This window comes from Nonomuraea sp. LPB2021202275-12-8 (genome assembly GCF_037044575.1).
In the GTDB taxonomy this organism is placed as follows: Bacteria; Actinomycetota; Actinomycetes; order Streptosporangiales; family Streptosporangiaceae; genus Nonomuraea.
In genome coordinates this window covers 19,997-30,651 of record NZ_JBAHWD010000060.1, presented here as the reverse complement: position 1 = coordinate 30,651, position 10,655 = coordinate 19,997, and the positions used below count along the sequence as shown (strand labels likewise).

The window sequence follows — 10,655 nt, the reverse complement described above, 5'->3', positions numbered from 1 at the left end:
CTCTGCCTGGTTCGCAGCTCATCAAGCAGGGGGAAAAGGCGTACGACGGCGTCACGGTCGAGGGTCACAGGGGTCGCTCCCTCAGGTTGTGTGAGAGTGGGAGGCTGGGGTCGAATGGTTCAAGAAGGAATGTCGACTCACGACCTGGGGCATTCGGGTCAAGCATCGCATGCAGCATCGCGATCTCGGATGAGCCGAGTTCCTCGACGACGTCCCCGGTTGGGCTGAAGACGGCGCTCGCGCCGGTGAAGGCCGTACCTGGAGAGTTGGGCATGTCGGCGAAGACCGTGTAGATAGCGTTCTCGCGAGCGCGCGCGGCGTGAAAGATCCGGCTGTCGCGCAATCCGGCGGGCTCGACGAACGCGCTGGGAGCCAGGAAAGCGTGCATACCTTGGGCCGCGAGGCATCGCACGAAGTCAGGACGGACCACCTCGTAACAGATGCCGAGGCCGAGTGACCACCCGTCAAGCGACAGCATGACCACTTCGTCGCCAGGCTCGAACAGGCGGCGTTCATCACCCCACAGATGTCGCTTGGCATAGTGCGTGACCCTGCCGGAGCGGTCGATGACGATTGCGGTCAGTTGCCTGGCCGAGCCGACGCGCAGCGCGGCGCTGATCACAACGGCCGTCGACGTGTCGCGTGCCACGTCGACAAGTGGCTGCATGCGAGGGTCGTCCTCGGTCATGGTCACCGCGGGGTCCTTCTCGATGGTCTTGAGGTCGTAGCCTGGGAGGAACAGCTCGGGGAACAGTACGAGGTCGGTCCCGGTCTCCGAGGCTTGGCGGACGGCAGTGGCGGCGGCGACAACGTTTGCGTCGATGTCTCCTGGCGTGGGAGCCAGCTGCGCTACCGCGAGTCGCAAGGCCGCAGATGGAATCGTCCGTTCAGTCATGCTGCAACTTCGTCGTGGCGAATCCCACGTACGCGCCGGTCATCGCCCAACCGCTTACTACACCGCTGCGCGGTCCGAGTGTGGCACCTACGTAACCGTACACGGAGCCGGCGTGCTGGAATCGGGAGGAGAGCTTCACGAAGACGAAAGCGATGAACAGGATTCCGGCGGTGGCCAGCGTGAATGCGAGCGGCGTTGCCCGGCCTACGATCCCTGCGGGACCTTGCGGATTGATGTTGACGGCCATGCTGGGTGCCATGAGTGCGATGGAAATCCCGATCGCTCCCCACACGCTCAGACCGCGGGAAAACTGTTTACTCGACGCTGTCATGGCATTGTCCTTTCGTGGGGACGCGAATGTGGGTGAAACGGCGGCCATTACAGAGCACGCTCCGTTCCGATCAGGAGGACGCGCGATGAGGAATCGAGTGCTGTCGCATGTGCCAGCTCCGGGTCGGATGCGCTGACCATGAGGCCTGCGGCACCAGCGGCACCGCAGGCCGACAATGAGATCTCGGGTTTGAGGAAAGTGGCAGCGGCCGCTGCGTCGTCGTCGGTGATCGTCATGAAGACATCTGCCAAATGACCGAGTTGCTCGAACGCCAGAAGTGACGGGTCCGGACAGTCCAAGCGACCGAGATCGGTGAGACCACCCTCGACGCGCGTGGGTTCGCCGACCTTGGCGCTCGCAAGCAGGCACGCTGCTCGTACCGGTTCGACGACCACGAAACAGAAGTCCTCGCCCCAGCGGTCCCGCAAATAGGCGGCGACTGATGCGGCAAGTCCACCGACGCCCGCCTGGACGAATACATGAGAGGGCCGCGAAACATTGGATCGTTCCCACTGGGCAGCCGCCTCAACGGCCAGGGTTGTGTAGCCGCGCATGACTTCGAGAGGCCAGCGCGTGTATCCCGCCCATGAGCTGTCAGCGAGAAGATGCCAGCCGTGCACTCTGGCTGCGCTACGCGCAGCTTCCTCACTCTCGCGGTAGTCGCTGCCCGCGCGACGCACTACCGCGCCGAGACGTTCCAGGCGGACGGCGAATGTATCGGGCACGTCATTCGACAACCAGACCACCGATTGAGCGCCGAATTTCTTCGCGCCTGCCACCACGGAGAGTCCGTGATTGCCGGCGGATGCGCACGTGATCGTTTTGCTCGCAGCCGCGGACCGTACGACCGGGTCTCGGATGAGATCATCGACCGTGACGGGGCGGCAGAGGTCCGCCGAGATGAGAGTCCGTAGCATCATCACGACCGCATACGAGCCGCCAAGCGCCTTGAAGCTGCCGAGGCCGAATCGGTCGGACTCGTCCTTGAGCCTGACCTCACCTACAGCGACGAGGTCTTTGAGCCTCGAGAGGCCGAGCAAACTGGTGGGCGGCGCATCACCCAATGCCGCGCGCTCGGCGGACACATCCTGTGCCGCAGGCATGCCCAACAGGGCGCGATCATGTTGACTGATTGCTGATCGATTGGCGTTAACGAAGTATTCGCGAGGGGCTGTGGGCATCGATCCTCCTTGGTCGAAAACAGTATCGACTAATGATGCAGACCGGGCGCGCATTGAGGAATGATCACGCGGACTGCGCGCGCGATATGCTGATTTGGCGCGTCTGAGGCGCACCATAGACCGATAGGATGCGATCATGAACGAGAGGCATGACTCCCTGGACGCGCTCATCCTCCGCCGCCTGCAGCATGACGGCCGCTCCACCGCCGAGGACATCGGCGCGGAGATCGGCCTGTCCGGGGCCGCCGTTTCCCGCCGCATAAGCCGGCTACGCAAGGCCGGGATCATCGCCAAGGAAGTCGCGATCCTCAACCCCAAGTCAGTCGGCCTGCCCCTGACGTTCGTTGTCGGCGTGGAGCTTGAACGCGAGCGAAGGGACGTGATCGACGAGTTCCGAGCGCGGATGCGCGCGGATGAGATCGTCCAGCAGTGCTACTACGTGACCGGCTCTTTCGATTTCGTCATCGTCCTGCATGCGCGAGATATGTCCGACTATGAGGCGTTCACGTCGAGGACGATGTTCGAGAATCCCAACATCCGCCGTTTCACGACAATGGTGGTCATGGACCGCGTCAAAGTCGGCCTCACTGTACCGTTGCTGCAGTGGCTGTCCGAAGAAACACCGGAATAGTCAGCGGTCCACGAAAATATCTTGGGCAGGAGTGTCAGCTTCCCGGTCTTGGGGCGGGCTCACCGGTTGGTGGCTCTGCCGTGGACGTCGAACAAGTAGTAGACGCCGGTGCCGGTCAAGCTGTTGCGGCGGATCGCTGACGGACTACAGCCCAGTTCAGCGACGGTGCCGGTTTTGAGACAGCCATGCAGGATGCCGACGAGCCGGTTGGAGAGCTGGCGCAGGGCGCTGTTGTATTCAGCGCCGCGGGCTCTGAGCTTGTCGTAGTAGGCGCGGGCGCCGGGCGAGAAGCGGATGGCCCCGGCGGCCTGGGTCATGAGGGCGTCGATGGGGGTCAGCCCACATAAGCCCAAAAGCCACATTGAGATGATCTTGGTGCGACACGAAGTCGCGTTTTGCGAGTGAACTCGCAGGTTGGAGGCCGGTTATGCCGGGTGCGTAGTTCCTGGTCGGCCTCGATGACTCACGAGGTGGTCGTCCCTCCTGATCGGTTTCGGCTGATGGAGATTTCCGCCTGATCGTCCCGTTCATCTCGGGCGAGTGGCACGGCGGCCTACCCGAGACGCTCGGGCGGACGGCGGTTCCACGGGCCGCGATGGGACCGGGTCACTCCTCTCTGGGATCGGCGGGAGGCGTCCGCGCTGGTCAGATGGGTGCAGGCAGAGCGCACAGGCGCTGCCAGCAAGTCAGGAACGCCCCGCTCCACGGCCATGTGGCGCTGATCTTCAGAATGCGCTGTCGCGCGTGGGAGATGAGCCGGGCGGGCAGGTGCCACAGGCAGTAGCGTAGGGTCTGGGGTTCGGCGCGTGCCAGCTCAGCATCGTCGTGGAGGCCGAGCAGGCGGGTCCAGGCATCGAGGTCGGCGGCGATGTTGCAGGCCAGGATCCAGCCGACGTTGACGTTCCACGTCTTGGAAGGCAAGTTGCGCAGGCCCATCGCCTTGTTGGTGCGCACCCGGTCCTCGACCTCGGCGTGATCACGGTGGACGGCGTCTATGAAGGCGAGCTGATGGCTGCCGCCGACGCCGCGCAGGCCGCGCGGTCCGAGGTTGGTGGCGATGATGGCGTATTTCCAGCCGGTCTGCTTCTCCAGGTCGGTGAGTTGGCGGGCGTCGCGGGCCGAGGGCTTGACGCGGCGGACCAGCAACCGAACCCCCCAGGCGGCAGCGCGTTCGTCCAGCCCGGTCAGCTCGGCGACCTGCGCGTGCGGATGGACCTGGCCGTCCTGGCGCACGGCCGCCTGCCAGGCGTCGGCGGGCAGTTTGGCGATCGCGCTCTCGTCCGTCTCGGTGATCTTCCAGCCGACGGTGAAGCGGACCGTGCGCCGCGCGGTGTTCAGCCCTTGCATGTGTTCGACCAGGTCAGGGACTGTCTAGATAACGGCTCTGTCCCGTAATCGGTGGTGGCGCTGGGTCACCTCTGCCAGGCTGAGTCGTGCTGAAGATCGACGATCTTGCAGGTGTGGTGTTTTCGGGGCTGTCTGCCCTGGTCATCGAGGATGTGAAGGACGAAGGCGGCCAGATTCTGGTCATGGCCCGTACTCGCAGCACGCCGGTACCGTGCCCGATGTGCGGGGCGCTGACCGGTCGGGTGCACGGCTACGGCAGCCGGACGGTGACCGATGTCCCGGTCGACGGGCGACGGGTGGTGGTGTCGGTCCAGGTACGGCGTCTGCTTTGCCCGGCACGGGGATGCGCCCGGCTCTCGGCGTTCCTGTCCGCCAAGGTCTCGAGGACCACGGCGCTGCGGTTGCTGATGCGGCTGCCGCTGCCACCGCTGCGGATTCCGCGCGTGCTGGGTGTCGATGACTTCGCTCTCAAGCGCCGCCACCGTTATGCCACCGTCCTCATCGACGCCGAGACGAGCGAGCGGATCGACGTACTGCCCGGCCGCGGCGCCGAACTGCTGGAAAGGTGGCTGCGCTCCCACCCCGGGGTCGAGATCGTCTGCCGCGACGGGTCAGGTGCCTACGGCGAGGCGATTCGGCGTGCCCTGCCGGATGCGGTGCAGGTCAGCGACAGGTGGCACCTCTGGGCGAACCTCTGCGACAAGACCCGCCGAGGTTCGTTCCCACAGCGCCTGCGGGGCCACAGTCAACCCGCCCCGGCCCGCCGGGGTCCGCGAACAGAGCACCCGCGAGCGCTGGCGACAGATCCACAACCTGCTGAACAAGGGCGTCGGCCTCCTGGAATGCGCCCGCCGCCTGAACCTGTCCCTCAACACCGTCAAGTGCTACGCCCGCACCCGCGAACCCGAGGCGTTGCGCCGCGCTCCACGCTACCGCCCCACGCTCGTCGACCCCTACCGCGATCACCTACGCAAACGGCGCGCGACTGACCCGGCCGTTCCAGTCCAGCAGTTGTTCCGCGAGATCAAAGAGTTCGGCTACACCGGCAGCCTCAACCTGCTCTACCGTTACATCACCCAAGGCCGAGCCGAAGGGGAGCGGCCCGTCACCACCCCGCGCCACCTGGCCCGTCTGCTGCTGGAAGTGGTTGAGCCGCCGATATTGCAACGGTGCGTGGCGAGGGTGGCCCCAGGACGGGCAGACGACGCTTCTCTATACCGGGTCGATCAAGACCACTCGATACCGGTACCGGGGAGCGGCCATCCCGACTCCGTGGGACCACCCGCCGATGACGACCAGGCGCAGCCTTAACGAGGCCTGCGGAGAGCCCGTTGCACAGTAATGGGCACGGCGGGTTCGGGAGGCGGCTCAGGGAGACGGGCTGGCTGCAAGGCCAGAACCGCGCGCCCTGGGCCGACCTTACATGTGGGATCACGACCAGGTAATGAAGAATGAAGAAGGTGCACCGGCTCCGCATGGTCAGCGGTTCCGGCTGCGAAGGCCGCCGACGTGGCCGGCAGCGCCTGTGGTGAGCCGGTGCCTTCAAGGTCGGTCAACATGCCTGACGTGCCTGACAAGATCATCAAGCTCTGACGTGCGAGAACATGTCAAGAACCCAAGATAACGATCGAACTCACGGCAGCGATCGAGTGCCACCTATGCTCGCCGGCCCCGTTCCAGGTGTGCGTCAGCCGCCACGACCCACCGAACGCCTCTGGCGTCTGGGCAGGTGATTCGGCGCTGGGAGCACCCCCCCGCGAGCAGCAGAAGCAGCACCCAAGCCACTCGCATACCGGCCCATCCTAGGACGCTTCAGACAAGTCGCCTCCCTCGCCGGCCTGAGGCTCGTCGTGCGAGAGATGCGTGAGCCGCCACCACGGCAAAACCACGAAACCGCAGAACCGGTGAAGGCGACCGGGGAGAACCACGACCGGCTCAGCTCGGAAGCCGCCTTTGCCATGCTCTGCGACGTCAAGGCCTCGCGGTTCATCCCGAGCTCTCGTGCCACATCGGCGCGGGTCCGGCTCCCGTACAGACTAGCCTCACCGCGTCTCGCTTGACCTCATCGCCGAACTACGGCGGTCGTGCCACCCGCAAGCTCATTTCCTGATGGAAAGAGATCTATTGTCACGGGTGTCCTCACCTCGGGGGGCGGACCCGTACTGCCTGGCGGCGATCCAGGGTGGCGCCGCGCCAGACGGTCCAGCAGGTCGGGAGCTCGGCGGTGGCGGGGGCGATCACGCTCCCGAGACCGCCACCAAGCACAACGAACTCGACCACATCCATCACCGATGGACACCTATTAGGCGGTCGTCGGCTTGCGGAAGTAGGCACGCGCCGACGGCATCAGGAGCAGGGCGATGACGACCAGCGAGACCAGCGGAGTGAAGGTCAGGCGGCCCTCGCTGACGGCGAGCAGCCAGCCGGGGTAGACGCTCTCGCTCGCGTCGAGAACGGCTTGGGCGTCGGCGCCGTCACCAAGGATGGTTTGGAGGTACTGCGCCTTCGACGCCTGGCTGGTCAGGATGAAAACGTCCAGAAGAAGGAAGATCGGCTGGACGACCAAGGTCAGGATCCGGCCGGCCCGCCTGCCCGCGAGGTTGAGCCAGGCGAGGATCGCGGCGATCGCAGCGGTGGCGACCGGCAGGACGAGTGCGTATCCGCCTTCGTCGAAGTGGACGTTGTTCTGGGCCAGGATAGAGGGGGCCAGGCCCTGCCTGGCGAGCTCGGTCTCGGCCGCGGCTTGGACGTCCGCGCCGTACACCAGCCCCGAAAGGGGGGCGATCAGAAAGGCCAGCGCGAACAGCACCTGCAGGATGCCTGCGACGGTGACGGTGCGAGGACGGCGGCGGATCGCGGTCTCCGAAGCGGAGACGGTACGGGGACGGCGGGCGGTTGCGATGTTCTCCATGGCCATACGATCGCGTCATCCGCTGACGCCGCGCTGCCACGGCGCTGCCACCGCGCCGATGGGCCGCTGAGCTGCCCCACGGCGGGGGTTGGCGACCGCGAGGCGAGGCTGGTGACGCAGTGGACGGATCGGCTCTGCAAAGCTACGCACGTGCGCGTTTGTGTGTTGGGCCCGGTTCGGGTGACTACGGATGACGGGGTGCCGATCGACATCAACGGCGTCCGGTTGCGGATGCTGGTCGCCAGGTTGGCGATGGGAGCGGGCCGGCCGGTGCCGGTCGGAACCCTGATCGAGGACCTGTGGGGCGAGGAGCCGCCGTCGGAGGCGGCGGGGGCGTTGCAGGGTCTGGTGTCCCGGTTGCGGCGGGCACTGGCCGGGGCGGGCGCACCGGAGCTGGTGCCGGGCGGTTACCGGCTGCCGATACGGGCCGAGGACGTGGACGCGTACCGGTTCGAGGAACTGGTACGGCAGGGCCGGCGCGAGCTTTCGGCGGGCCCGGCCGAGACGGCGGCCTCGCTGCTGACCGACGCGCTGGAGGGGTGGCGGGGGCAGGCGCTGGCCGATGTGCTGGAGGCGCCGTTCGCCAGCGCCGTGGCCGCCCGGTGGGAGGATCTGCGGGCCACGGCCGTCGAGGGTCGATTCGAGGCGCTGCTACGGCTGGGCCGGCACGGCGAGGTGCTGGCCGATCTGGAGTCAGCCGCGGCCGCGCGGCCGTTGAGCGAGCGGCTGGCCGGGCTGCGGATGCGGGCGCTCGTCGGGACCGGCCGGCAGGCGGACGCGCTGGCGGTGTATGAGGAGATGCGCGCCAGGCTTAGTGAGGAGCTCGGCGTCGATCCCTCGCCCGAACTGCGGGAAGTCCATCTCGCCCTGCTCCGTGGCGAGCTGGAACGGCCATCGGTGCGGGCCGAGCCCAGCCGCCTCCCCTCCCAGCTGACGAGCTTCATCGGCCGGAAGGGCGAGCTGGAGCAGCTCGCCAAGCTCATGGCCACCTCCCGGCTGGTCACCATCGTCGGCCCCGGAGGCGCCGGCAAGACGAGGTTGTCGCTGGAGGCGGCCTCCGCCCGTCAGCGGGGACGCGTTTGGTTCGTGCCGCTGGCCGGTGTGAGCGCGCGGGACCAGCTCACCGACGCGGTACTGAGCGCGCTCAGTACCGCCGACGGCCGCCTGTACCAGGGGGGCCAGGTATCGGAGGCCACCCCGCTCGACCGGGTGGCGGGGCTGCTCGACGCCGGAGACACCGTGCTCCTGCTGGACAACTGCGAGCATCTGATCGAAGCCGCCGCGGAGCTGGCCGAACGGCTGCTCCAGCGGCTGCCGCAACTGCGGATCCTCGCCACGAGCAGGGAACCGCTGGCGATCACCGGGGAAGCGTTGTGCCATCTCGGCCCGCTCGAACTGCCGCCGGAGTCGCCGGAGCTCGGTGAGGCGGTCGGTGCGGACGCGGTGCGCCTGTTCGTCGACCGGGCCACCGGTGTCCGGTCCGGCTTCGCGCTCGACGAATCCACGGTGGACGCCGTGGTGGAGATCTGCAGGCGGCTGGACGGGATGCCGCTGGCCCTGGAGCTGGCAGCGGCCAGGCTGCGCTCGATGAGCGCGGAGCAGATCGCGTACCGGCTCGACGACCGGTTCCGGCTGCTCACCTCGGGCAGCCGGACCGCGCTGCCGCGCCAGCGCACGCTGCTCGCGGTGGTCGAGTGGAGCTGGGATCTGCTGAGTGAGCCCGAACGGGTGCTGGCCCGCCGGTTGTCGATGTTCCCCGGTGGAGCGGCCGTGGACGCGCTGGAGGCGATCTGCCCGGACGAGACGCTGCCCGCCGAGGAGATCGTGTACTTGCTCGGGTCGCTGGTCGAGAAGTCCATCGTGCAGGTCTCCGGCGATGGCGAACCGCGCTACCGGATGCTGGAGACCATCCGCGCCTACGCTGCCGATCAGCTCGCGAAATCCGGAGACGACGTCCGTGCGGGCTTCGCGGCCTACTTTCTCGCGTTGGCCGAGGAGTACGAGCCGCTGCTGCGCACCGGTGAGCAGCTCCGCGCGATCACCGTTTTCGACGCCGAGCACGACAATGTGGTCTTCGCCCTGCAAGCGACCCTGGACGCCGGGGACGCGCTGATGGCGTCCCGGTTCGTCAGGGCGATGTTCTGGTACTGGGGAATCAGAGGGATGAGCACCCAGTTCGAGACGTTCCTGGCCGTGGTGCTCGCGTTCGGCGACACTCTGCCGGAGCCGACGCGCGCCGCCTTCCGCGTCGTACGGGGCCTGGCGGGCGCTCCGGTCGCCGGATCGCCCGCGGAGGATTCACCAGAGCCGGACATGGCGGGCGCCATGGGCTTCCATCCCGCACTGCCGTTGCTGCGGATGTCGCAACTGGTGGGTGACCCGGAATTCAGGGAACACCAGGTCGAGCAGGCCTTGCTCGCGCCGGATCCGTGGGTGCGGGCAAGCGCCCACTGGGCCCGGGACCTCGTCTTCGCCGAGCGGGGCGATCTGCTCAGCGGCGCTCAGAACCGGCGGGAGGCACTGCGCGGCTTCGAGGAGGCGGGCGACCGCTGGGGGCTGGTGATGAGCCTGCTCTCGCTCAGCCGAGATCACTCCTTGCGCGGTGAGTACGGCTCCGCCATCGCCATCCTCGAACGTGCGGTCGTGATCAGCTCCGAGCTCAACACCGAGGAACACCTGCACATCACCAAGACCAGGCTCGCACGCGCGCGGATGCGCAGCGGCGACCTGGACGGCGCCTTGCGCGATCTCCAGGCGGCACTGCGCCAGGCCGGCGAACGAGGCCAGCGACGGCTGGCCGCCACCCTCCTGAACACCCTCGCCGAGGTGCACCTGCGCCGGGGTGAACTGGAGCGTGCCGACGAGGCTCTGAATCGGATGCAGACACTGTCTCATCTGCTGCTCTACCCCGAGCCGATCGTCGAGGACCTGATCGCGGGCCACCGGTTGGCCATCCGGATCGCGGAGGGAGCCGCCGGGCGGGCGCGTGCGCTGCTGCCCGGCGCCGTGCGCGGGGTGTTCACCTATGGCAACGCCAATGGCCTGGCCTGGGGCGCGGAACTCCTGGCCGGAGTGCTCGCGCTGGAGGGGGACGCGAGCGGGGCGGCGACCGCGCTGGGGATGAGCCAGGTCATCCGCGGCATGTTCGACGACGGTGCTCCAGAGCTGCGCGCCCTGGTCGCCGAACTGATCCGGCGGCTCGGTGCGGACGGGTATCACGAGGCGTACCGCCGGGGCGCCGAACTGCCCAGACAGGACGCGCTGAACCGCCTGGCCGAACAAGCCGGCCCGCCGGTCATGCCATGACGAGCTGCTTTCTCCGGACCAGAATGGGTGCAGCTCTTCTGCAGGGACCCAAT

Annotated in this window: 8 protein-coding genes and 1 pseudogene; 3 read left to right on the top strand and 6 right to left on the bottom strand. The window is 67.3% G+C overall.

The genetic code is table 11. From position 1 onward, the window contains the following. Positions 1-64 precede the first annotated feature (64 nt). The 3 genes from V5E28_RS46975 to V5E28_RS46965 are packed head-to-tail and all read right to left on the bottom strand — an operon-like array spanning position 65 to position 2,407. Positions 65-895 carry a carbon-nitrogen hydrolase family protein gene (locus V5E28_RS46975; protein ID WP_336216815.1) on the bottom strand — a complete coding sequence of 277 codons (831 nt, stop codon included), beginning with the start codon at positions 893-895 and terminating at the stop codon, positions 65-67. After that, complete coding sequence (locus V5E28_RS46970; protein WP_336216814.1) at positions 888-1,226, bottom strand: hypothetical protein; 339 nt, start codon at positions 1,224-1,226, stop codon at positions 888-890. The genes V5E28_RS46975 and V5E28_RS46970 overlap by 8 nt, the downstream gene beginning before the upstream one ends. Before the next feature lie 47 nt (positions 1,227-1,273). Next, entirely contained in the window at positions 1,274-2,407 is a 1,134-nt protein-coding gene (locus V5E28_RS46965) for a diaminopropionate ammonia-lyase (RefSeq protein WP_336216813.1), read from the bottom strand. Positions 2,408-2,543: 136 nt separating this feature from the next. On the opposite strand from V5E28_RS46965, the gene V5E28_RS46960 reads away from it, so the two are divergent. Beyond that, entirely contained in the window at positions 2,544-3,038 is a 495-nt protein-coding gene (locus V5E28_RS46960; protein WP_336216812.1) for an Lrp/AsnC family transcriptional regulator, read from the top strand. Between the two features lie 59 nt (positions 3,039-3,097). On the opposite strand, the gene V5E28_RS49940 is transcribed toward V5E28_RS46960, so the two are convergent. Then, a complete protein-coding gene (locus V5E28_RS49940; protein WP_442945994.1) occupies positions 3,098-3,400 on the bottom strand; it encodes a hypothetical protein in 303 nt (100 codons plus the stop codon). Positions 3,401-3,683: 283 nt separating this feature from the next. Then, the gene (locus V5E28_RS46950) at positions 3,684-4,385 is read right to left on the bottom strand and encodes a transposase (protein WP_336216811.1); all 702 of its coding nucleotides are present in this window, start codon (positions 4,383-4,385) and stop codon (positions 3,684-3,686) included. Between the two features lie 86 nt (positions 4,386-4,471). Between V5E28_RS46950 and V5E28_RS46945 the strand changes: the two are divergent. Next, positions 4,472-5,525, top strand: a pseudogene (locus tag V5E28_RS46945) (transposase); the annotation flags it as partial. A gap of 1,162 nt (positions 5,526-6,687) precedes the next feature. Here V5E28_RS46945 and V5E28_RS46940 read toward each other — a convergent pair. Beyond that, complete coding sequence (locus V5E28_RS46940; RefSeq protein ID WP_336216810.1) at positions 6,688-7,296, bottom strand: hypothetical protein; 609 nt, start codon at positions 7,294-7,296, stop codon at positions 6,688-6,690. Between the two features lie 198 nt (positions 7,297-7,494). Between V5E28_RS46940 and V5E28_RS46935 the strand changes: the two genes are divergently transcribed. Beyond that, entirely contained in the window at positions 7,495-10,602 is a 3,108-nt protein-coding gene (locus V5E28_RS46935) for a BTAD domain-containing putative transcriptional regulator (RefSeq protein WP_336216809.1), read from the top strand. The last annotated feature ends 53 nt before the right edge of the window (positions 10,603-10,655 follow it).